Annotated in this window: 17 protein-coding genes; all 17 read right to left on the reverse strand. The window is 46.9% G+C overall.

Annotation, left to right across the window (positions count from 1 at the left end):
• Positions 1-19: 19 nt before the first annotated feature.
• Complete coding sequence (gene cyoA / locus T3H97_RS21945; protein ID WP_061828908.1) at positions 20-1,003, reverse strand: ubiquinol oxidase subunit II; 984 nt, start codon at positions 1,001-1,003, stop codon at positions 20-22.
• 346 nt (positions 1,004-1,349) lie between these two features.
• Positions 1,350-1,598, reverse strand: a complete 249-nt coding sequence (locus T3H97_RS21950; RefSeq protein ID WP_328800869.1) for a hypothetical protein — start codon at positions 1,596-1,598, stop codon at positions 1,350-1,352.
• A 215-nt stretch (positions 1,599-1,813) separates the two neighbouring features.
• Positions 1,814-3,160, reverse strand: a complete 1,347-nt coding sequence (locus T3H97_RS21955) for a GH1 family beta-glucosidase (RefSeq protein WP_328800870.1) — start codon at positions 3,158-3,160, stop codon at positions 1,814-1,816.
• 2 nt (positions 3,161-3,162) lie between these two features.
• The gene (locus tag T3H97_RS21960) at positions 3,163-5,631 is read right to left on the reverse strand and encodes a glycoside hydrolase family 95 protein (protein ID WP_328800871.1); all 2,469 of its coding nucleotides are present in this window, start codon (positions 5,629-5,631) and stop codon (positions 3,163-3,165) included.
• Positions 5,632-5,736: 105 nt separating this feature from the next.
• Positions 5,737-7,431: an ABC transporter substrate-binding protein gene (locus tag T3H97_RS21965; RefSeq protein WP_328800872.1), complete on the reverse strand. Its 1,695-nt coding sequence runs from the start codon at positions 7,429-7,431 to the stop codon at positions 5,737-5,739.
• A gap of 75 nt (positions 7,432-7,506) precedes the next feature.
• On the reverse strand, positions 7,507-8,409 hold the full coding sequence (locus T3H97_RS21970) for a carbohydrate ABC transporter permease (protein WP_023990333.1): 903 nt from the start codon (positions 8,407-8,409) through the stop codon (positions 7,507-7,509).
• A gap of 15 nt (positions 8,410-8,424) precedes the next feature.
• The gene (locus tag T3H97_RS21975) at positions 8,425-9,438 is read right to left on the reverse strand and encodes an ABC transporter permease (RefSeq protein ID WP_328800873.1); all 1,014 of its coding nucleotides are present in this window, start codon (positions 9,436-9,438) and stop codon (positions 8,425-8,427) included.
• 446 nt (positions 9,439-9,884) lie between these two features.
• Entirely contained in the window at positions 9,885-10,301 is a 417-nt protein-coding gene (locus tag T3H97_RS21980; RefSeq protein ID WP_250240390.1) for a cupredoxin domain-containing protein, read from the reverse strand.
• Between the two features lie 90 nt (positions 10,302-10,391).
• Positions 10,392-12,158: a thiol reductant ABC exporter subunit CydC gene (gene cydC, locus T3H97_RS21985; RefSeq protein WP_328800874.1), complete on the reverse strand. Its 1,767-nt coding sequence runs from the start codon at positions 12,156-12,158 to the stop codon at positions 10,392-10,394.
• A complete protein-coding gene (gene cydD / locus T3H97_RS21990) occupies positions 12,139-13,899 on the reverse strand; it encodes a thiol reductant ABC exporter subunit CydD (protein WP_328800875.1) in 1,761 nt (586 codons plus the stop codon). Before cydD ends, cydC begins: the two co-directional genes overlap by 20 nt.
• Positions 13,899-14,912, reverse strand: coding sequence for a cytochrome d ubiquinol oxidase subunit II (cydB, locus tag T3H97_RS21995; protein WP_328800876.1), 1,014 nt, complete (start codon positions 14,910-14,912; stop codon positions 13,899-13,901). Before cydB ends, cydD begins: the two co-directional genes overlap by 1 nt.
• Positions 14,899-16,305 (reverse strand): cytochrome ubiquinol oxidase subunit I, encoded by a 1,407-nt coding sequence (locus tag T3H97_RS22000; protein ID WP_328800877.1) that lies wholly within the window; start codon positions 16,303-16,305, stop codon positions 14,899-14,901. The genes cydB and T3H97_RS22000 overlap by 14 nt, the downstream gene beginning before the upstream one ends.
• 406 nt (positions 16,306-16,711) lie before the next feature.
• Complete coding sequence (locus T3H97_RS22005) at positions 16,712-18,370, reverse strand: response regulator transcription factor (protein WP_328800878.1); 1,659 nt, start codon at positions 18,368-18,370, stop codon at positions 16,712-16,714.
• Positions 18,363-20,153, reverse strand: coding sequence for a cache domain-containing sensor histidine kinase (locus tag T3H97_RS22010; RefSeq protein WP_328800879.1), 1,791 nt, complete (start codon positions 20,151-20,153; stop codon positions 18,363-18,365). Before T3H97_RS22010 ends, T3H97_RS22005 begins: the two co-directional genes overlap by 8 nt.
• Before the next feature lie 162 nt (positions 20,154-20,315).
• Positions 20,316-20,897: a peptide deformylase gene (def, locus tag T3H97_RS22015; RefSeq protein WP_103048278.1), complete on the reverse strand. Its 582-nt coding sequence runs from the start codon at positions 20,895-20,897 to the stop codon at positions 20,316-20,318.
• A 299-nt stretch (positions 20,898-21,196) separates the two neighbouring features.
• Positions 21,197-22,171 carry a polysaccharide pyruvyl transferase family protein gene (locus tag T3H97_RS22020; protein ID WP_328800880.1) on the reverse strand — a complete coding sequence of 325 codons (975 nt, stop codon included), beginning with the start codon at positions 22,169-22,171 and terminating at the stop codon, positions 21,197-21,199.
• Positions 22,146-23,525 carry a lipopolysaccharide biosynthesis protein gene (locus T3H97_RS22025; RefSeq protein WP_328800881.1) on the reverse strand — a complete coding sequence of 460 codons (1,380 nt, stop codon included), beginning with the start codon at positions 23,523-23,525 and terminating at the stop codon, positions 22,146-22,148. Before T3H97_RS22025 ends, T3H97_RS22020 begins: the two co-directional genes overlap by 26 nt.

Here is a 23,525-nt window from a genome sequence, read left to right on the forward strand (position 1 = left end):
CCTCCTTCCCTATAATCATTTAATTGTGTCCGCTCATATTCATATGACTCATGTCCATTGCCGCATGATCTTCTGTGCCGGACTGAGAAGAACCTTCTGTGGATGTAGCTTCACCATGTCCAGCATGTGGGTTAGAAGCGCCCTCCACTACATACTTGTTAACAATGTCTTTGAACAAGCCATCTGGAATCGAAGAATACTCATCAGGCTGGGACAAACCTGGTTTTGCAAGCGCCAAATAGCCGTCTTTCGTCAGCGGCTTAGACTGCTTTTTGATGTCAGCGACCCAGTTTTTATACTCTTCATCCGACTGGACTTCTACATCAAAACGCATTTGTCCAAAATGCTCACCGCTAAAGTTTGCACCCGAACCAAAGTAAGTTCCTTCGTGATCGGCCTGCAAATGCAGTTTCATAGCCATGCCTGACATGGTGTAGATTTGTCCGCCCAATTGCGGAATCCAGAATGAGTTCATCGGGGCGTCAGCAGTCAGTTCAAAACGGACTGGAACACCTTTAGGAATGTGAACTTGGTTAACTGTAGCTATACCTTCCTCTGGGTACATAAAGAGCCATTTCCAGTCCAGTGAAGTCACTTGAATGGTTACTGGCTTTTGCGTACTTGCCAACGGCTTGGAAGGCTCCAGCAAGTAGGTATATCTTGCAGTAATGACAGCAATAATACAGATAACGATAATTGGAATAGCCCACCATGTGGTCTCCAGCTTTTTGCTGTCATCCCAGTGGGGTTGATACTTCACCTTGTTTGTCGGTGTATCACGATACCGCCAAATGATGAAGAAAGTCAAAATCATGACCGGTACAATTATTAGCGCAGACAATGCCGTTGTAAGAATGATCAGCTCTTTTTGTGCTTGCCCAACGGGTCCTTTCGGATCGAAAACAACGTATTTTCCGCCAGCATAAAAACACGTCCAAATGAGCAATGCTACCGTGAGCACGGTCAAAACCAACGCAATAATCGCTTTTGGTTTTTTGTTCATGTTGTTCCCCTCTCCTTAAATAATAAATTACTCAAAACTTTACGAACTCCTGTAATGTTGCCCCTATATAAGATAGCAGAAAAGTGGCCACTTTTTTTATTGTTAACAGAATTGTCGATTATTTGTCCGTTTTTTGTGAAAAACATCTCTAAAAATAAAATTTCTCTTGCAAATTCAAAATTTCTTATTAATACAAAGATGACATAATAAAAACGTTATTTGTGTATCTTAAAGAAGTTATATTAAAGAAAAAAGCGGGACTCCTTACAGTTATCATCCTACACTGCTCGAAGCCCCACATTGTTGTTTTCAGCATATATTCGCTTTAAATCATTTTTAAATTGTATTAACTGCGGCCGTTTTCCTGGTCTTCCTTCTTACGTGCAATGACAAATGATTTCCCAACTAGAAAAATAAAAATCCCGGCAACAACGCAACCAATGCCTGTCATTAAATATATATTCCGATCAGTTAAATTACCTATATCAAGCAAAATAAGGATAATACCTGCAATACAGGCGATCCAAGCGATAACAGATACCGTCCGGCTCATTTGCCCGTCAGTTGATCCTGATTTACTAAAATTTGCAGCCATACCCTCCACTCCCTTCGGTCTAAATTAATTTTTAACGCCCTCGTCCGGTATTTTTGTCAGTATGCACATATCTTGCTTCTTTATTCCCTTTGGTCTCTACATACCTGAAACAACCCTCTGCATATCTTGACTATTATTACCCCGGAAGACCCAGCGTTCAAACAAAAGGGAGTGAAGACAGATCCGTCTTTGCTATATTTTTAATCGCTCTTCGTTTAACGTCTGGTCTCCAACCAGTTATTACTTACTACATTTCGATACCAATAGTAACTTTCCTTCGGGGTGCGGACCTGTGTGCGGAAATCGACATGAATCATGCCAAATCTCATATTATATCCCTCTGCCCACTCAAAATTGTCCATAAGTGACCATGCCATATATCCTTTGACATGAAGACCGTCATGAATAGCCCGGTGTACCTGCACCAAATGCTGCTGCATATACGAAATGCGACGGTCATCCTGAACCTTGCCATTCACGACATCATCGTTGATACAAGCCCCATTCTCTGTGATATAAATATCGAGATTACCGTATTTTTGCAAATAATGCAGTACCTCGTACAGCCCACGCGACTCCACTGGCCAGCCGATATCCGTTACGGGTAGCCCCATATTGATTTCTTCAGATTGAAGAAACCCAGCTTCAGGATTAAAGCGATTAACCGACATACTATAGTAATTGATACCGATCATATCAATAGGCTCGCCGATAATATCCATATCCCCATCCTGAATAGGCACGGTGGCTCCTTGCTCCGCAAACCATTCTACCAAAAACTGAGGATACGAGCCTTGATAAATAGGTTGAAGAAACCAGTCACTGTGCAGGGAAATGGTGCGTGCACAAGCGGCTTTATCTTCCTCAGATGTGCTGTAAGGGACAGCCCAGGAGACATTGGGAGCGATACCGATCTGGCCACTGGTGCCCAGCTCGCGGAAGCGGCGCACAGAAAGACCATGCGCAACTAGCAGATGATGTCCTACATCAATGGCTGTCTGGAGATTTGTCAGACCCGGGGCATGAACTCCTAGCATATTGGATAAAAAGGCGATGCACCACGGTTCATTGAATGTCAGCCAATGGTGTATTTTACCGTGAAACTCGCGGAACATCGTTTCTGCATACTGGACAAATGCTTGAATCGTACGACGATTCTCCCATCCTCCAGCATCCTGAAGCGCTTGAGGCAAATCCCAATGGTACAGTGTGCAAAACGGTTCAATCCCGTTTTCGTTCAACAAATCGACTACGCGATGATAATAGTCCAATCCTTCTTGATTGACTTCACCGTCACCATTGGGAAATATACGCGGCCAGGACACTGAAAAACGGTATGTACGAATGCCCAGTTCCTTCATGAGGCGGATATCTTCCTCGTAGCGATGATAGCTGTCACAAGCTACATTACCGTTATCACCGTTGAACACTTTACCAGGCGTATGGGCAAAGGTATCCCAGATCGACAAACCCCTCCCATCCTCCTCATAAGCTCCCTCGATTTGATAGGCTGCCGTCGCGGTCCCCCACATAAAGTCCTGCGGAAATTGAAAAATGGTCATATCTATTCCTCTCCTTCAATTATAATCGTATGTCCGTTCGTTGTTTCCTGCTCTTTGGTAAAAATCCATGACAAAATAAATCCTCCATGCTCAGGATCAGGCAGAGCCTGACGAGCATCTGCGCTAAATGGATGTGCACTGCGAATCGTGCAGCTTCCTGCTGAGATGGATGTGGCCAGTTGAGCACGGACAAGCCGGGAACCGGACCATTCCATGCCAACCGTCATCCCGCCATGTCCCTTCAATCCACTGACCCGTCCCTCCGACCATGCCGTTGGCAAGGCAGGCAGTAACGTTAGCTCTCCCGGACGGCTTTGTAGCAGCATTTCTGCAATCCCCGCCGTCGCACCAAAATTACCGTCGATCTGAAAAGGCGGGTGAGCATCAAATAAATTAGGATAGATCGATCGCGACAGCAACGTGCGAACATACCGATGTGCGGCCTCGCCATCTTCCAGTCGAGCATACAGGTTAATCAACCAGGCACAGCTCCATCCGGTATGCCCACCACCGTGATCAAGCCGTCGACGCAACGATATGCGGGCCGCCTCAGCCAGTTCCGGGGTATCACGGATGTGAATTTGCCGACCGGGGTACAACCCATATAGATGCGAAACATGTCGATGCCCAGGCTCCGCTTCCTCAAAATCGATAAACCATTCCTGTAACTGGCCGTGACGGCCAATTTGATAGGGCATTAACCTGTCCCGTATCTCCTCGCAGCGGTTGCGGAACTCATCGTCTAATTCCAGCAGGTCCGCAGCTTGAATGCAGTTACCCAACAACTCCCGAATCAGCGTTATATCCATGGTGGAGCCCATAGATATACTGCATTCCTCGCCATCCGACGTTTTGAATTTATTTTCAGGTGATGTGGATGGGGATGTCACAAGCCGACCTTCCGGGCCTTCCACGAGCCAGTCCATGCAAAAGGCTGCCGCCCCCTTCATGAGTGGATAAGCTTGTTCTGCCAAATAGGCTGTATCCAGGGTAAACAGATAGCGCTCCCATAGATGAGCAGTTAGCCATACACCCCCAAGCGGCCAAAATGCCCAACTGGCATGGCCCCCTGAAGGTCCAGCGTATCTCCACACATCTACATTGTGATGAGCTGCCCACCCTTGAGCACCATAATGGATGGAGGCTACCCTCCGTCCCGTGCGAGCGACTTCTCCAATCATGTGCAGCAATGGTTCATGGCACTCGGCAAGATTGCATACCTCTGCGGGCCAATAGTTCATCTGAGTATTAATATTGGTTGTATAATTACTGTTCCACGGCGGCTGCACCCGGTCATTCCAGATGCCCTGAAGATTGGCAGGCTGACTCCCCGGACGCGAGCTGCCCATGAGCAAATAGCGGCCATACTGAAATAACAGCACCTCCAGCCCCAGGTCGTCCTGACCTTTCTGATAACGTTCTAATCGCAGATCTGTCGGTAGAACGGAGTCGTCGGTTAGAGTATCACCTCTCAGTTCTAATACAACGCGGTCAAACAGCTTTCGGTGATCCTGTTCATGGCGTTGCCGCACCTGCTCATTTCCCAGCGAAATTGCTTCGTCTAAAATGACTTGACAGGCTTCTGCTGATTCCGTTGCATTACTATTCGGCATAGCGTGAAATCCCCGAAATCCGGTAGCTGCTGCCAAATACACCGTGATTTTATCCGCGCCCGAGATGATCAGTGCTCCATCAGCACCCTTCGTCAAGATTCCTCCCTCGGGAATAACCCTCGCCTGAACTGCAAAAGCCATCGCCAAATCATTTTCATAAACGACAGACTGTGGATGATCACCGCGATAATTAGATTCCACATGACTGGGCACTCGGCCAGCCAACGTAATAAAGTCCCTGATCGACTCATCGGATGGATCGTCATTATCGCTATCCCATTTGGATGAATCACCAAAATGTGCATCCTCTCCAACCTCGTCTTCACAAGGATGGGGGGAAGTGATGTGCACAGATGCATGGATCTTCCCAAGCTTATTCGCAGTCAGTGACACCATCATGATTCCATCTGGCGCACTGGCGATAACTTCACGGGTATAGCGGACTCCATCACTTTGAAAAGTGACCGCTGCCGTTCCGGTCAGCAAATCCAGTTCCCGTTCATAATGCACAATTTCCCCTAGGCCCTCCTGCGTAATCCACAAATCTCCCAAAGGCTGATAGGCTTCCGTATCGCGACCTAGCATATTCGTATTAATCAGTTGTTCCGCTTCCTTGTATTTTCCATCTGCAATCAGTTTTCTGACAGGCTGCAAATATCGCAATGCATCATACTGAACGCCATCTCTGGGAAATCCGGACCAGAGCGTATCCACGTTTAATTGCAAATGTTCCTCTCTGATTCCGCCAAATACCATAGCTCCCAGCCTTCCATTACCGACTGGCAATGCTTCCTCCCATACCTCAGCAGGCTGGCGATACCATAAACGCAGGGACTGTGGTCTTTCGCTTTTCGTCACATCAAACCCTCCCCATCAAGATCAAACAGAGCGCTAATCCCGTATGGACCTTAAGGACAAGCGCTCTGTCATTCCGGCATTCAAAATTTCGTTAAAAACAGTCAGCTATTTAGAAGCCTTACCGCTCCATAACTCCACTCTGTCCTTCACCAGTTGCGTGTATTGCTGTTCCATTTGGACAGCTCCGGCAGCATCCAGTTCTTTAATCATGTTGTCGTATACCGTATCAAAATTGGAAGCTGGTGCTAAAATAGCTTCGGGTATACGTTTGCGGATAATGTCGGTCGTTTTTTTGAATGTAACGTTATAGTTGGATTCATTGTCTGTTGTCAGGTTATAGGCTGCGCCCCAAGGCTTTACATCAAATTCTTTCTTGTCCGGGAACAGATCTTTCCACGTTTTTACGCCATATGCTTTAAGGGATTCTTTCTCCGGCTCCGAATAGGCCGCAATAATTTGCTCCGGGAATTTGGCAGTATAGTAGTTACCTGTAGGGTCCTTCACGCCATCACCGTAGTGTCCGCTGATGAGCGTGTACAAATCTATCCCAGTAGACTTACTGAAGTTGGTTGCATTGTTCGTTTTTTGCTCCAGCACATCCGCAGGAATGATGCGTTTGCCATCTTTGATCTCATAATGCTTGCCTTCGATCCCCCAGTTCACTAACACCTGTCCTTCATCGGAAGCTAAATAATCCAGGAATTTAATGGCCCGCACCGGGTCCTTGCAATTTTCCGTAATACCTACACCATAACCTGACGCGAAGCCTGTATCCTGAAAGGAACGATCCTTGTATTCCTCCGAAAGTGTAACTGGAAAATGCGCGTAGCTGGAATCGGCCTTGCCTGACGCTTTTAACGCATTTTCAGCATCCTGATAACCCCACTCCTGGTCAATCAGACCGAGGACACGACCGCTGGCAATTTTGGATTTGTATTGATCACTTTTTTGCACAAACGAATCTTTATCGAGCAGTCCTTCATTGTACATGTGGTTCAACCAACGGAAATATTCTTTTTCTTCTGGACGTTTGTAATGAAGCTTCGCTTCAAACGTTTGGGGATCAATAAAATATTCACCATCATCCGGCGCTCCAGTCGTCTGGAAGGCAGGATTCGTTACGGTAATCATAATTCTCCAGTCGTCTGCATCCAGCGTGAGTGGGATCGTTTTTTTGCCATTGATCGTCGGATGCTTGGCTGCATAGGTTTTGAGTACGTTTTCATAATCCTGTAGCGTTCTTACCTTTGGATATCCTAACTCCTTGAGCACCTTATGCTGAATTTCAAATCCCCCCGTCGCGTCAAAACTCTCCTGTCCCACACCTGCATACGTAGGGAGGACATAGATGGATTGATCTTTATTACTGTATTTCAAACGATCCATATAGGGTCCATACAGCTTTTTGAGATTGGGTGCGTGATCGTTGATCAGATCTGTCAGATCAATCATGGCCCCCGCATCCACAAGCTTATTAATATTCGCTTTAGGAGAAACCAAGTCCGGGTATTCTCCACTTGCTGCCATCAAAGCAATTCGGTCATCTCCACCTCCACCGCTGACATCAAATTCCGCATTCAAGGTTACACCTGTTTTTTTGGTAATTTCCTTGCCTATTTCATCCTTCATTCCATTCCATTGCGGGCTTGTATCTGCTCCGAAGAAGCTAAACGTAATCGGGTCTGTGCTGCTGGATGTGCCTTCCTTCGCTGCTTTATCGCTTCCTCCACAACCTGCGAGTGCGGTAAGTGACACCACGAGCAGGGGAATCAGTGCAAATCTGGACCAGTGTTTTTTCATGTATAAATCCTCCTATATTCCTATGATGACTTCTCCTGCAAATAACTACTTATTTTACTACCGGAATCTCGGCTTTTATGATTTCACTGCCCCCAGCGTCATACCGCCTACAAAATACTTTTGCAAGAACGGATACACCATCAGGATGGGGAGCGTAACCGTAATCGTGATTGCCATTTTGATCGACTCTGGTGAGATTTGAGCCATTTGCTTAGCCATATCGTTACTATTCGTCATACTGGAGCCGCCTTGCTGCGTACTTTGCAGTATCTTCATCAGCTCATACTGTAGCGTCGTCCATTGCGGCGCCCCACCATTATACAAATACGTATCAAACCAAGCATTCCACTGACCTACTGCCAGAAAAAGAGCAATCGTTGCCAATACTGGTTTGCACAGCGGCAAAATAATTCTCCAGTAAATCGTAAAATCATTTGCCCCATCGAGTTTGGCAGACTCCTGCAGCGCATACGGCAAACCGTCCATAAAGGAACGAATAACAAACACGTTAAATGCGCTAATTAAGCCTGGAAAAATGTACACCCAAAACGAACCCAGCAGATGCAGATCACGCATCAAAATAAACACGGGCACCATCCCGCCGGAAAAATACATCGTCAACGCCAAAAACGTAGAAATAAACTTACGAGCGCGAAACTCGACCCGACTCAATGTAAAAGCAAGCATAGACGCGCAGATCAATCCGAGTACCGTCCCGACCAAAGTACGAAGAATAGATATTTGCAGTCCCTGAAGAAGGCCATCGTACTGGAAAATCGTTTTGTAATTTTCGAGCGTAAATTGGCGGGGCCATATATAAATACCACCGCGAACCGTGTCCGTTGAATTGTTCAGGGAAATCGCAAGTACGTTCAGAAACGGGTACAGCGTCAACACCACGATCAGAGCCATGAGGATATAGTTGAACAGATCAAACAGCTTCTCAGACCGGGTAGCATTAAATGCCTTATTCGTCATTTCGCTTCTCCCTCCCTACATGATGCTTTCTTTGGTCAGTTTTTTAAATATACCGTTCGCCGTAAACAACAGCAGAATACTAACCAGTGAGTTAAAAATACCAATTGCCGTCCCATAAGAGAAGCGACCCAAATTAATCCCGTAATTGAGCGCGTACAGATCCAGCACCTCGGAATAATCCGTCACGAGACTATTGCCAAGCAAGAACTGCTTTTCAAAACCGTTGCTCACCAGATGTCCAATCGCCATAATGAACAGAACGGCAATCGTCGAGCGGATACCCGGAAGTGTAATATGCCACATCTGTCTCCAGCGGCTCGCTCCATCCACGCGTGATGCTTCATACTGTTCTTGATCAATTCCGGTGATTGCAGCTAAATAAATAATCGTATTCCAGCCCGTCTCTTTCCATATGTCGGAAGCGGTTACAATGTACCAGAACCAGCTCCCCTTTGCCATGAACTGAATTGGTTCATCCACAATATGAAGCGCTACCAATATATCGTTGACAATGCCTCCGTCAATGGACAGCATCTTGGTGACCAAACCGGCCACAACTACCCAGGATACAAAATGCGGGAGGTAGGATATTGTCTGCACAAACCGTTTGAACAGCATACCACGCAGCTCATTTAACAGAATTGCAAAGAAGATCGGTACGACAAAACCAAATATAATCCCCATCAGGCTCATCGCTAGCGTATTGCGTAATACCAGATAAAATCGTTCATCCTGAAATAGCTCAATAAAGTTATTCAGCCCTACCCATTTCTGGTCCGTAAAAGATTTGGCTGGCTTATAATTTTGAAACGCCATCGTCCAGCCCCAGAGCGGAAGATAGCTGAAAACAAACACCCATATGACGAAAGGAATGGACATAAAATAAAGATACTTTTGCTGCTTCACACTGTCCCACAAACCTTTTCTACCACGTTCATGCTTCGGGCCGCGAGCCTTGCGTGGTCTTCCCCGGTTGGATTCAGGAATCACAGCACCATTGTTGGAAGCGGTTTCAGTTGAAGATTCCATAACAAGCTCCTCCTCATCTCTAGATACTATTATCATACTTTGCTGGCTTGGAAGCGGATACCCGACGAATTAGGAGAAAAATCAGTTCAAAATTAGATATATGGGATGAAAAAAATTACATTCGTGCCACTACGCATGCGGATGGTGCTTCCCATCGCTGTTGTCCCCGGATTTCTTGAATAAGCACACAAAGGTAGAAATCCGGGGATAAAGGCGACCGCTTCGCTTGTCCAGCACCATTCCGCCTGCTCCGTTTTCATTTAATTTTTCTGAGAGAAGTCTTGTAAAAAACAAAAGATCAGCAATGTAAGCTGATTAGAGGTAAAGGATAGTGCATTGCACCACAGGTGGATGATGATATATATACACATACTGTCGCAATTAACCTAATTGATTGAAGGAAAAAAAGCTTTCTGGCATCAATGTGCCAGAAAGCTTTTTTTGATTTATTTTACCGTGATCGTCCCGTAGTACATGTACATGCCACAATTATACTCATATACCCCCGGCTTTAAGTCCTTGACGGTAAAATAATTATTTTCGTGGTCCAGGTAAACGTCCATTCCGATCTTCAACGACTGCACTTCATCAATGCAAGTAAAGGATGTCATTTTCTTGAAATTGATTTTGGTTGGAACACCGGCTTTCACTTCAATATTTTTAGGATAGAAGCCGTCCCCTTTTACACCCACGGTAACAATCTCATATTTGGTCTTGTCTGGCTCTTCCTGAGCTTGTTTAGGTTGAACGGCCGGAAACGACGACACGCTCCCCTGAAAATAAAACAAGACAAACCCGCCCATGCTCAGGGCTACAAAACCAATCAGCATCAAATGCCAATGCTTAGAGATAAGTGTTTTCATTCATATCAGCCCCTCCAGTTGAATGTCTACATGTGACGCATCAACTCTAACCAGTATATAAAAGTTAATCAAAATTTTAAATACCTCATTTCACAGGCTCGGATGATCCAGCTCATACAGGCTGCGGTATCGGGACTGCTCCTGCCACAGCTGTTCATGGCTTCCTCGCATGGAAATGACCCCTTTTTCCATAAAGATCACCTCGTCCATATGCTCCATTCCCGTCAGATGATGCGTGATCCAGATCAATGTTTTGCCCTTCAGCACACGAAACATCGTCCGCATGAGCTCATGCTCTGTCAGCGGGTCAAGCCCCACCGTCGGCTCATCCAGTAAAACAATCGGGTGATTTTGTAGCAAAATCCGCGCCAGTGCAATTCGCTGTTTTTCTCCACCGGAAAAACGAAGCCCCGTCTCCTGCATTCGGGTATCGTAGCCCTCCGGCAAAGAATCAATTAGAGTTCCAAGCCCTACCTGCTCTGTTACTGCACGAACCTCATCCAGCGTAGCATCGGGTCGTCCCAGCCGAATATTGTTCGCTACCGTTGTATCGAATAAATACGGCTGCTGGTTTAGCACCGCAAATAGATTGGAGTATGCTCCACCTGTGTATACGGGAATCCCTGCGACAGTGACGCTACCTTCATCAGGCTGCAATGCTCCCTGAATCAGGTTCAGCAGCGTGGACTTGCCCGCACCACTGCGACCAAGCAATGCAACCTTGCCCCCCTGCGGTACGTGCAAAGAGATATCACGCACGCTCCATTCCTGCGTTGCCGCATAGCGGTAGCTTACCTTGTTCAGCAGCAGGTCCCCTCCGTGACCCAATCGCAGAGCGGTGGCTTGTTCCTCTAGAGTGCCTGCTGTTCCGCCTGCTCCCGGTGTAGGTGTGTCTTTCTCCGAATCCTTTAACCGTCGAAGTGAATCCTGATACTCCGGCGCATGAACCACCGCTTCTCCAGCGCGAACGAAGGCATCCAGCAATGGAAAAGCCACAAGAGCAAAGGATGCCAGCCATGTGGCTTCTATACGATTCTGTGCTACCAGTCCCCCGGCCCACACAGTCATAATCACAACCCCGCCACCTACAACGCATTGTGCGATCCAATGAGAACGCCACTCGCTCCGGCGAAGTGAATTTTCCATTACGGCAGCCCTATTGTGCCGTTGTGTAAAGGTACTCAGGAAATGCCCAGTCCGTCCGCTCAGCACCAGATCACTCATGCCGAACAGAGCATCCGTCAGCTCTTGATAGGCTTTACTCCGTTCCTGCTTGAACATTCGCCGTTTGGCGAGTGAGGTCCATAGTGAGATGGCTGGGGCAATAAAAAGCAAAAATCCGCCATATAGCGCCATGAGCAAGGCAAAGGTTCCGTCCATCCGTCCGAGCGCCCAGATGCCTGCTGCATAAATCAGCAAAGCCGATAGCGCAGGCAGAACTAGCTTCAGATAGATGTTTTGAAGCTGCTCAATATCCTCTGCCAGCAATCCCAATAGATCCCCTGTACGGAATTTGCTGCGAATCATCAGCGCCTGCGGTTCCACTGCCCGATATAAGCGCACCCGCATACGGGACACAAGGCGTAGTGCGGCATCATGTCCTACCAAGCGCTCCAGGTACTGAATAACCGCTTTACTAAAGCCAAATGTTCGCACAAGCACAATTGGAACGTACACCATTAATATATTTTCCGGTCTTAAGGCCGAACGGGTAATCAGATGACCGGACGTAAAGAGCAACGCGCCCGCACATCCAATGGCCAGTGCGCCCAAAAGAGCAGCTACCAGAAAGGCCCAAAAATATTGTCTCAGATACGTTATAAACCAGCCTTGTCTGCTATTGTCCGTTACTCTCATATCGTCCGTTCCCTCCTTCCGACATCCCCGTCAGCAATCGGTAATATGCCCCCTTACGGGAAATCAATTGCTGATGGGAGCCTACTTCTTCCAGCCGACCTTGATCCATCATCCAGACACAGTCCATATCCGGCATCCAATGAAGCCGGTGGGTGGCAAGAAACACTCTTTTGTGTTTCAAAACCGATAAAATCGTCTGTTTTAGCTCCCACTCTGTCTCAATATCCAGATGCGCCGTAGGCTCATCCAATAAAATGACCGGACGATTACTGAGCAATGCCCGCGCCAATGCAATCCGCTGCGCCTGCCCTCCGCTCAGTGTCCGGCCTACTTCACCAATGGGTTCATTCAATCCACCCGGAAGACCGTCTACCAGTTCCCGCAGTCCAACCGCGTCAATCGCCCACTCTACCTGCTGGTTGGATGCCTCCGGTTCATAAAAGCGGATATTATCTGCCAGAGAAGCGCTAAACAGGTATGGATGCTGTGGAATATAGGCAATATGCCGTTGCCATTCAGCTTTGGCATCCCCAGCCAATCCACATCCATTCAGGAGCAGCTCGCCCGAAGTCGGATCAGCAAAGCCGCCAAGCAGACTAAGCAGCGTCGTTTTACCTGCTCCACTAGCTCCAACGATGCCGATCATGTTCATGTGCGGTTCAACATGTGCAGACACATGTTCAAGCCGAGCCGAACCGTCTTCATTAAGGAGACACACATCAGACAGCTCGATAATGTCCTGTCCCGTGATGTCCAATCCTTTATCGTTAACTGCCTGTTTATTCGGCTCAGTCGTATCATCTTCTGTACTGAGAATGGAGCGTATTGCTCCCCAAGCCTCCTTACCATCCAGTGAAGCATGATAGTCTGATCCCAACTGGCGTATGGGCATAAAATATTCTGGTGCCAGAATAAGCACCGCCAGTGCTGCCTCCAAACCCACCGAGCCACTAATCAGGCGCAGACCCAAGCCTACTGCGACAAAAGCGACCGATAGCATACTAAAAAAATCGAGGGCAAATGAGGAAAGAAACGCTACCCGCAGCGTGCGCATCGTTGCCGTGCGGTATTGGTCGCTGACCTTTCCAACCGTTTCCCCATGCTCTTGGCTACGACCCAAAAATCTTAGTGTCTGAAGTCCACGCAGCGAATCCGTGAAATGATGAGATAACAGACGATAGGAACGCCACTGCTTGTCTGCCTGCTTCCGCGCCGCCAAGCCGAGCAAAATAAAGAAGCCTACCAGAATTGGCATCGTAGTCGTCAATATCACACCTGAAATGACATCCAATGTGAAAACATACACAAGCACAAGTATAGTTACAGCCATCATGTCAATCATACGAGGAATGGACAGTTCCAAATACGTGCGAAAACGATCCATGCCGTCCAGCGCTAGCGTCACCAACTTGCCGCTGCCTTCCTGCGCTGCAAAACCCGGCCCCCGTTCGAACAAACGTGCAAGCAGACGCTCCCGTAAGGAAGCGCCTGAAGCTTCGGCAAAACGGCCAGCTGTCCGGCGTTGCAGCCAGATCGCCGTATGCCTCATTGCAAAAGCAGCGAAAAACAACGCCAGCGACGGCCAAGCCATGACCAGCGGATTTTGTTCAAATAAAATCGTAACAGCCTTTGCCAAGAAGACTGCTTGTGCAATCACTGCGGCCCCCTGGAGCAGGGAAAGGGCAGCCAGTAGCAGCATCACTGGCCGAATGCCCTTTAATTCAAACCATGCCTTATCCATTAGTATTCCAAATGATCCTTCTCACTGAGACGCTTATGGAAAACAAAATAGCTCCATGCCTGATAAGCCAGCACAAAGGGTAAAAGCGTTGCTGCAACAATCGTCATGGCTTTCAGTGTGTAATGACTGGAGCTTGCATTATAAATCGTTAAATCAAAAGCACTGTTAATCGAGCTCACCATAAATCTTGGGAACAAACCGACGAATAACGAAACGAAGGTCAGCAAAATCACTGCACCTGTCATCCCGAAGGCCCATCCTTCGCGGCGCTGCTTCAGGAAGTACCCTGTCAGCACATAGGCGACAATTCCCACCGCAACCGCAGCATACATAAAGGGACCGCGACGTGCAAATAAATCCGTTGTAAAATAAGTTCCTACCACCATGCCCGCGAGTAAAATGCCCAATACCGGAAGAAACTTGGATGCGATCACACGAGAGCGATCCCGTACTTCTCCAATCGTCCGCAGGGAAATAAATGTCAACCCGTGCATTAGGCACATTCCGACCACTGTCAGTCCAATCCATACGGTGTATGCATTGAACACATCTGAAAATCCAGCTTTCAAATCCATGTTTTGCTGAATAGGTACACCTTTCACCAAAGCCGCAAAAGCCATACCGAACAGCATCGGCGGTAGAAAGCTGCCAATCAGAATGCAGGCATCCCACGTTCCTGTCCACCATTTCCCTTCAGCCTTGCCGCGGAACTCAAAAGAAACTCCACGCAAGATCAAACCTAGCAAAATAAAGACAAATACCAGATAATATCCGCTGAACATGGTTGCATAAAAATGTGGGAAAGCGGCAAACATCGCACCTGCTGCTGTAATCAGCCACACTTCGTTGGCATCCCAGAATGGACCAATCGTATTGATCATCAAACGTTTTTGTTGGTCATTACGCGGCACCAATCCTGTGGCCATTCCTACGCCAAAATCAAAGCCTTCCAGAAAAAAGAAGCCAGTAAACAGCACAGCAATCAATAGGAACCATAAATCATTTAGCGACAATGGTGTCACCCCCTTGAGCAAAAGGATCATGAATTACCGTTTGTTGATGCGGCTCAATATCTGGACCTTTGCGAGCCGTACGGTAAAACAGAAACGCCAGCACACCTGTTAAAATTAAATACAATGTGGTAAATGAGATGAACGAGAACAGCACTTCTCCAGCCACAACAGTAGGCGAAACAGAATCTTTCGTTTGAAGCAGACCAAATACAGTCCACGGTTGGCGACCTATTTCAGTCATGACCCAACCTGAAGTATTCCCAATGAATGGAAGGGATATCCCCCATATCATAAGACGGAAGAACCAGCGATGTGAACCTTCCAACTTTTTACGGAACGTCAGGTAAGCTCCATATAAAGCGAGTGCAATCATGCCACATCCCGCCGCAATCATAATGCGGAAGCTCCAGAACGTGGTACGTACTGGCGGGATATAATCACCCGGACCATAGGTTTTTTCATATTGGGCTTGCAGCTCATTCATACCAGGCACAGAGCCGGTAAATTTACTATAGGATAGGAAACTCAAAGCAAAAGGAACTTTAATCTCAAAGGTATTTTCCTTTTTTCCAGGATCAATCCATGCGATAACTGTCCAAGGAGCGGGGTCACCGCTGTTCTCCCATAAGCCCTCACTGGCAGCCATCTTCATCGGTTGTGTTTTCACCAAATATTGAGCCTGTCCATGACCAAACAAAGGAATAGCAATGGCACTGATTAAGGCAACAATAATACTCAATTTAAAAGAAGGTTTAAAAAAGTCCATATTCTTTTTTTGCATCAGCTTCCATGCACTGATACCCGCGATCAGAAATGCCCCCGTTGCAAAAGCAGCAAACAATGTATGTGGGAATTCCCATAGCAGTTGTTCGTTCGTTAGCAGAGCAGCAAAATCTTTCATTTCTGCACGTCCATTTTGAATCTCATATCCTACTGGACGCTGCATGAATGAATTAGCAGCTAGAATCCACAATGCCGATAACATCGTACCGATCGATACCAACCACATACAGATTAAATGGACCGTTTTGGACAATCTTTCCCAACCAAATACCCATAATCCGATAAAGGTCGATTCCAGGAAAAATGCAAGCAACGCTTCAATCGCCAGCGGCGTACCGAATACATCACCGACAAAACGGGAAAAGTCCGACCAGTTCATCCCGAACTGGAATTCTTGCAAAATCCCGGTGACTACGCCCAGTGCAAAGTTAATCAGCAGAAACGTTCCCCAGAATTGAGCCATTTTTTTGTACAAGTCATTTTTCTTGATAACATACATAGTCTCCATAATTGCCACCAATAACGACAATCCAATGGAGATCGGCACATAAACAAAGTGAAGAATCGTTGTGGTTGCGAACTGCAACCGTGCCAAGTCCAATACGTCCATGATGTTGCTCCTCCCCCTGCACTTCTCTTAACAATGTTTTATAGTGTCTGTAATCTGAAGTCTTCTACATTTGTGATAGTATTCACATTCTTACATATGCAGCGGTCATTTTTTAGAAAAATGACTCACTCAACTACCTTCACCATGGTTATCATGATCCGGCTTCAGATTATCCCCATTATATAGAATAAAATTAAATGAAATAGAATCGAAAATGTGAACATCGTGTCAAAGCTGTGTCATAATGGTGGCGATTTGATGAAAACGCCCTAAACTCCATAATAAATGTGACATTTTCGATTGATCTATCCATTTTTTCACTATAAAAAAGAGCCTCTCTTCGTTCGGAGGTTGTACCTCCGACATCTGTAAGAGAGACTTCATAGCGTTAAACCTAGGGATTCTATCAACAGCCATCTGTTCCTCCGTTCTTTTGAACCCGATTACGGTAAGAGGAAGGTGACATTCCAGCATACTTTTTAAATTTACTATGAAAATAATCTGCATTCGCATATCCCACGCGTTCCGCCACCTGGTGTACCTTAATTCCTTGTGCAAGCAATTCCCTTGCTCGCTCAATCCTCACCTTATCCAGGTAGGCATTAAAGGCCTCTCCCGTATGACTTTTGAACAGTTTGCCCAAATAGCCACTATTGTAATTGAACATATCTGCCAGTAACTCCAGTCGCAAATTTTCATCATAATGACTATGTATAAAGTCAATCATTTGTTTCATGATGATGCCCTTGCCACCAGATTCAGTCTGGCCAATCCATTGCAACACATGCTCCAGCGAGTGATCCACCAGCTCGCCTAACGTGGAATAAGCATATACATCGGTTATAAAGCTGGAGTGCTCCTCCAGCACGGTTCGGCTGTGATCCTGTGCGGCTGCATACTTGTTCAACGCCAGTGTGAATGTTTGGGCGAACGCCGCCTTGATTGCAGATTCTGTGCGATAAATCCGTGGAAATTGGCCTTCCATTTCCTTAATGACACGGGTTGCAGCTTCACTATTAGCCATATCTAGCGCATAGTACAGCTTTTCTGCATAACGTATGGGATCATCTGTGGCACTATCAGACGCCCCACTCCTTTCAGTCTCGACTGTCTCCAATTCGTGTAGGTCTCCGGAAAGCATGACTCTTTCTGCCCGGAACAAAAACGTACGCTCCAATAATCGTAGTGCCTGCTCAAAAGATCTGGGAATGTCGTTAAGAATGGCTACAGGATCACCGGCAGCCACATAAATTTCCGTTGCCCACGGCTTTAGCTCCTGTCGCCAAGCAGCCAGTAATTGAACAGCATCTTTCTCCGTTTTTAACGTGGCGGGAAGCAAAAGACCCATATATATTCCAGCCTCAAACACGATACCTCTGCCCTGCTCATGGCACAATTCTGTTAGCCGCTGCTTTGCTGCCGACTGCCGAGCTTGCCGATCCCAGTCAGGAATACGTAAATCCAGCAGAATAACCTGATAGCTACTCCAGTCCAAGGCTGGTAACGCGGGCTGTTGTCCATGTTTTCCGTTACCGCTTTGATGTTCAGCTTGCTTAGATGCTCTGTGAAGAGAATCACTGCTTTCCACAGCATTACGAGCATGCTCTCGATGATCCGGAAACAATAGTGCTTCGATCCAATTACGCTCATGGGAAGGCGGACTTCCCCATTTGCCGTCTTCTTTCTCGTCCTCAATGTTTTGCCATACCCGTTTCAACTCCGTCGTCATTTCTTCCTCATCAACTGGCTTCAGTAGATAGCCATCCACCCCGAAGCCCATGGCTTGCCGTGCATAATCAAAGTCTGCATATCCGCTTAATATGAGAAAATGAAACGGCTCTCCGTTCTTTTCACGTATGCTTCGTATGACCTCCAGTCCACTCATCCCGGGCATACGAATATCTACAATGACCAGCTCCGGTCGATGCTCTCCGAACTTATCCAGAGCCTCGCGCCCGTTCCCTGCCGTATCGACAATACGGAAGCCACAATTCCCCCAGTCAATAATGGAGGACAATCCTTCACGAATCGCAGGTTCATCATCTACAATCATTGCTTTATACATTCGACTCTTCCTCCCTTGGTATGGAAAAGTATACGGTTGTTCCTACTTGTAATGCGCTTTCAATATGCAGTCCATAACGTTCGCCGTACATCAATGTTAGACGTTGATGTACATTACGCAAGCCAATACTGCTCCCTTCCGGCTCATCCGCCCCCCTGATCCGATCTAGCAGACGGGTCAGTTGCCCAGCTTCCATGCCGATCCCGTCATCTTCTACTTTAATTTTCAACTCTCTTTGTTCTATTGTAATATCTACCTTCACGGTAACTGGCTCTTCCTTATTTTCCAGGCCATGAATGACTGCATTTTCCACCAGCGGTTGTATGATTAAGGGAGGAATCGACATGTCCGTCGCGCTTTCTTCCAAATTCACTTCATAGATCAAACGATTTCCAAATCTGAACTGCTGAATTTGCAAATAGGATCGCACCATATCCAGCTCCTGTAGTACCGTCGTTTTACCACTGCCAATCTCCAGATTCCGGCGCATCAGCCTGCCAAGCAAACGCACCGTCGTTGCAATTTCCGCTTCCCCATTCAGATGTGCTTTCATTCGAATGGACTCTAACGCATTAAACAGAAAGTGCGGATTAATTTGGCTGGCCATCATTTTTAGCTTGATATCCTTTTGTGCCAATTCCAGCCTGTTGTTGTGCTCACTCGTCTCATAGACCTGCGCCATGAGTTGGCGAATACTACTCACCATATAGTTGAAACGGCGGGATAAATCCCCGATCTCGTCCCTTCCCTCCACACTCGATACCACATGAAAATCGCCCGCGGCTACCTTACCCAGCTCATAGCTCAACCGCTGTAGTCGTTTGGTAATCAGCCAGGAAATGATGGTGATCAGAATCAGTGCCATAACCAGCACTGCAAGAACACATAAAGCACCAATCAGGCTGATTCGGTTGGCTCCCTGTACAATATGCTCCGTCGAAAACACTGAAATAATCGTAAATCCGCTCACACTGGAGGCGGGCAACAGCTCATCCACGATGATGTTGGAGGGCATTCCGTTGATTTTCGCTTCATATATTCCCTTACCCGCACGCTGGACGTCAAAGCCCAAATGTAAATCGCTCAACGTCTGGCCCACCGACTGCGGACGAGTGGCTGCGACCACAATCCCGTTACGATCTGCAATCAATGTTTCAAAAGGCTCCTTACTCAGCATATGATTCAACTCGGTCTGGCTCAGCGATATCATCAGAACTCCCTTGGTATTGTATTCGGGAAATGGAATTTGCCGTACCAGGCTCAGGCGATTAACCGGGTTATCTTCCTTATCCTGAATGTAAAACCAGTTAATCGCCGTCCCCTTCAAAGCCGTCTGGAACCACTGCTGCCGCTCAATGTTAGAGTCCACTGGAATAAACTCCAGATTATTGACAAGCGTCGGATTGTACGAATAGAACCGGATGGTAGCAACTTCTCTATATTGCTGAGTATACTCATTAAAATCCTTGTATTGATGATACGCATTCATCAGCTCTACCATACCCGGATACCGTCGGTTCGCCATCTCCCTCAGCCTCTTATCGAACATGAGCCCATTTGAAATATCCGTTGGCACACGCAGTAAATTTGCTGTCTGGCTCTTGATCTTTTCCACATTGTTTACCGTCTGGGCAATTGCACTATTCAATGCCTGCTCTCGCAAATAAAAAGTAACGCAACCGCCCACCACCAGCACCGGGATCATGACAATCAGTACGTAGGAGAACAGCAGCTTATTCCGCATACGCATATTATTCATCAAAAGCCGTACTCCACGATTCATTCCATCCCTCCCATAAGATAAGCGCTTACATTTTTATGTATTTTCACATTCTCTATCACAATCTACACGTTTCCAGTTTAAAGCTTCGTAACCTCTATATCTATATTTTTGTAAAATTTAAAAATGTGGCGAACGGAGTCACCACACTTTACGATTCCTAAACTATTTACGTACAAAAGGTTCGATATGCACTCCCTGCGGCAGCTTATGCGGATCTTCCGGGTTGATACGGTCATAGAACATAATGCCGTCCAAATGGTCCATTTCATGCTGCACTACAATCGCTGCATAACCTTTGAAAGTCAATAGCTCCTGTGTTCCGTCTGGTAAAGTGGCCTTAATACGAATTTTTTCGTAACGCGGTACATATCCGGCTACGTACCGATCTACAGACAAGCACCCCTCACCCTGTTCCAAATAAATCATGGACGTGGAGTGGCTGACCAGCTTCGGATTAAACAATGCATACTCTACCGTTTTGTCCCCATCTTCATAATAAATAGCACACATTCTTTTGTTCAAACCTACCTGGTTCGCAGATAACCCCACACCCGGGCGCAGTTCATAGCGGGTAGCCAGCTCTTCATTTTGGCTATTTTTCAGATAATCCAGCATCCATTGCATCTGTTGAAGATCCTCTTCAGACAGTGGCAAGCATACCGGCTCAACCTTCGTACGCAAAATAGACTCCCCTTCACGCACGATATCCTTCGTGAGAAGCATGTCCATCGATTGATTACTCATTCGTCAGCCTCGATTCATTTAAATAAATATACTTTCATGTTATTCTGCAAAAGTTAGGGGGTTCCCAATATTCCTACAAGTTTTATCCCATAAATTATATCTATTCATGAAATGAATTGTCAAAATGAAGCGGTATTTAAGCCATTAAATATTCATTGCCTTAATGGTTTATCTAATTAACAATTATACTGATGCTCTATATATCCTTAAACGAAAAACCCCCTTAACCAATGAAGTGGTCAGGAGATTTTTTGCCGTTATCATACCTTTGAAATTAATCTACGTATCTTTTCTTACTATTAAGATGGCTGCTCCAACGCACTTGGAGCTTCACTAAACAGCTGCGCCTTTGGATTCGGCTGTGTCCAGGTATTATAATATTGCGAGTTCTTGCCGTAGGAATTGTCAATGACAACGTGCGGCATATCAAGCAGACAGGCCAGAATGTGACCGTGCAGCCGTGAAGTGCGAACCTCTCGGTAAGAGCTGAACAGCGTAACCGCTTTGTTCATGAGATGGTCTGTATACTTGTACCAGAATGTACGCGTAGGCAACGGGCCACCAATTTTCTTATCCAGTCGATAAAACTTCTGGAAATAGACAATTCCCTTCACTTCCAGCGGAGTGAACAAAGTATCCCAGTCCAGCCGGTGAGCGGCATCTGCCTCGTCATCGAACTTCTTTTGTCCACCCACCGTTTCAATATCTGTGCGCAGGAAATACAATACATCCTTCACGGTTTCCGTAGTCGGCTTCAATGGCCAGAGCTGGTGTGCCATATCAGGACATAGTGTGATACTGCACTGGTTCAGCTTGTCCTTAGCCCACTGATAAGAGCGTGTATCCCGCACAAACATATGTAGATCCGGATGAGCATTGAACAAGGCAGCGACTTCATTAGCCTTCTGTTCAGATTGAAAGTGGATCGTCTGCGGCATAATCACAATTCGGTGGCTAGGGAAATCGCGAACGATGCGTTCTCGCAAATTTTGGTGATTTGAATAGAGATCGCCGAAGTTGCCGCCGCCGTGGCACACGATAATCCAGTCACCCGGAATTTGAAGCCGATCGGGAATATCCATAGCGCTATAACGGGCACGGACACGGATGCCATTATCCTTGAAGAACGCCTCGGTGCCTTTCATGATGAGTACATCCCCACCGTTATTATAGACGGGATAATCGACATAAATGATATTCGAACCTTGGGGGACTACGTCGAGAATGACGCTCAGCTTATTTTTCAGTTTAGCCATGGGATGCAAATTCGGCATCTTTCAGTTCTCCCTTCCTGCGCTTCTTTTGTATAGTCTGAATGACAAATGTAATATCACTTTTATCAAAAATGATCCGTGATAGCGGAACATTGAAAAACATGGGGAATGAGAACAGTGAGAACGCCAATCGTACACAAGCGCCTACAAGCAAAGCAATCGCAATGCCGTCCAGACCAAAGATCGGTGTACAAATAAAAAATAGACCGACGGTGATCGCATAGGCTACAATTTGCCGGAACAATACCAGTCCCGGACGTCCCAGCGCGTTAAAGGCCGAAGCCAGAATCCATGAGCCGCCACCAATGATACATTCCAGTGACAGCAGGTAGAACGTTAGTGATGCTTCCAGAAAAGCGGGGCCGTACAGCAAACCCAGCATGTATCGTCCAATGAAGAGAGCAGGCACAATGACGATTAGCATCGCAGCCATAGAGATGCGAAAAGCACGACCTACCGTTTCGACAATCTTGCTGTGCTCCATCCCCGTCACCTTTGGAAAGGTAACGTTAGTGACGGCATTTTGCACCACATTGAACACACGAGACAAGGCGTAGACGACAGAGTACAGACCGAACGCTTTAGGTGATAGCAGCGCCACAATAACGATTTTGTCCGTTTGTGTGGACAGCGTCCCCATCAGCTCCATCCCGTAAACCCTCGCTCCATAGCTATAATAAGGACGAAGCACTTGGCGGCTGGTAAATGGGCGGAAAGCACGCAAATTCATATACTTACGCAAACGGAGGAACGCCCACACTAGCGCAAGGAAACTCGCGGCAAAATTCACTGCTCCTGCCAGCTGAACATTGAGCAGGCCCATCAGCCACAGTGTCACCAGACCGATGAAATTCAGTAACGGGTAGTAAAACAACAGACCGTTATATACGCTAAACCGATCCAGCCCTTGCGACAATGCTGTCGTCAGCGCTGTAAGCACTGCCAGCGGTACGGCTGCCGCACAATAAAGCTGGGACAGCTGGATGATATCCGCACCATAACCATTCAGCCACAGCGGCATGCATATCCAGGCCACCGCCCCTGCCAACAAGCTGGCAGGCAACTGAATCCAGAGCGACAACGCCAGCAGTTCTTCCGTCGTGCCTGTTTTCTTCTTAATGTTATAAATTAACGACGTTGGTAATCCGAAGCTCAACACACTGCCGATCAGCGTAGGCCAGAACAGAACTGCCGCCAGTTCTCCTTTCCCCTCTACTCCGAGCATACGTGCGGTCAGGATGGAAGTCAGGGTCGTGACGATTAGCACAAAAAAATTGTTAAAGCTCGTGCGCATGATCGTTTTGGCGAGACTGTCACCCGTGAATACTTTCCTTGCTGCTGTCCATGTGCTCAT

Source organism: Paenibacillus sp. LX16 (assembly GCF_036252815.1).
In the GTDB taxonomy this organism is placed as follows: domain Bacteria; phylum Bacillota; class Bacilli; order Paenibacillales; family Paenibacillaceae; genus Paenibacillus; species Paenibacillus polymyxa_B.

What these genes read in the sequence shown, in the direction of transcription:
- cyoA (WP_061828908.1), bottom strand. Translation starts at nt 1,003, where the DNA reads ATGAACAAAAAACCAAAAGCGATTATTGCGTTGGTTTTGACCGTGCTC.
- T3H97_RS21950 (WP_328800869.1), bottom strand. Translation starts at nt 1,598, where the DNA reads ATGGCTGCAAATTTTAGTAAATCAGGATCAACTGACGGGCAAATGAGC.
- T3H97_RS21955 (WP_328800870.1), bottom strand. Translation starts at nt 3,160, where the DNA reads ATGACCATTTTTCAATTTCCGCAGGACTTTATGTGGGGGACCGCGACG.
- T3H97_RS21965 (WP_328800872.1), bottom strand. Translation starts at nt 7,431, where the DNA reads ATGAAAAAACACTGGTCCAGATTTGCACTGATTCCCCTGCTCGTGGTG.
- T3H97_RS21970 (WP_023990333.1), bottom strand. Translation starts at nt 8,409, where the DNA reads ATGACGAATAAGGCATTTAATGCTACCCGGTCTGAGAAGCTGTTTGAT.
- T3H97_RS21975 (WP_328800873.1), bottom strand. Translation starts at nt 9,438, where the DNA reads ATGGAATCTTCAACTGAAACCGCTTCCAACAATGGTGCTGTGATTCCT.
- T3H97_RS21980 (WP_250240390.1), bottom strand. Translation starts at nt 10,301, where the DNA reads ATGAAAACACTTATCTCTAAGCATTGGCATTTGATGCTGATTGGTTTT.
- cydC (WP_328800874.1), bottom strand. Translation starts at nt 12,158, where the DNA reads ATGAGAGTAACGGACAATAGCAGACAAGGCTGGTTTATAACGTATCTG.
- cydD (WP_328800875.1), bottom strand. Translation starts at nt 13,899, where the DNA reads ATGGATAAGGCATGGTTTGAATTAAAGGGCATTCGGCCAGTGATGCTG.
- T3H97_RS22000 (WP_328800877.1), bottom strand. Translation starts at nt 16,305, where the DNA reads ATGGACGTATTGGACTTGGCACGGTTGCAGTTCGCAACCACAACGATT.
- T3H97_RS22005 (WP_328800878.1), bottom strand. Translation starts at nt 18,370, where the DNA reads ATGTATAAAGCAATGATTGTAGATGATGAACCTGCGATTCGTGAAGGA.
- T3H97_RS22010 (WP_328800879.1), bottom strand. Translation starts at nt 20,153, where the DNA reads ATGAATCGTGGAGTACGGCTTTTGATGAATAATATGCGTATGCGGAAT.
- def (WP_103048278.1), bottom strand. Translation starts at nt 20,897, where the DNA reads ATGAGTAATCAATCGATGGACATGCTTCTCACGAAGGATATCGTGCGT.
- T3H97_RS22020 (WP_328800880.1), bottom strand. Translation starts at nt 22,171, where the DNA reads ATGCCGAATTTGCATCCCATGGCTAAACTGAAAAATAAGCTGAGCGTC.
- T3H97_RS22025 (WP_328800881.1), bottom strand. Translation starts at nt 23,525, where the DNA reads ATGAGCACATGGACAGCAGCAAGGAAAGTATTCACGGGTGACAGTCTC.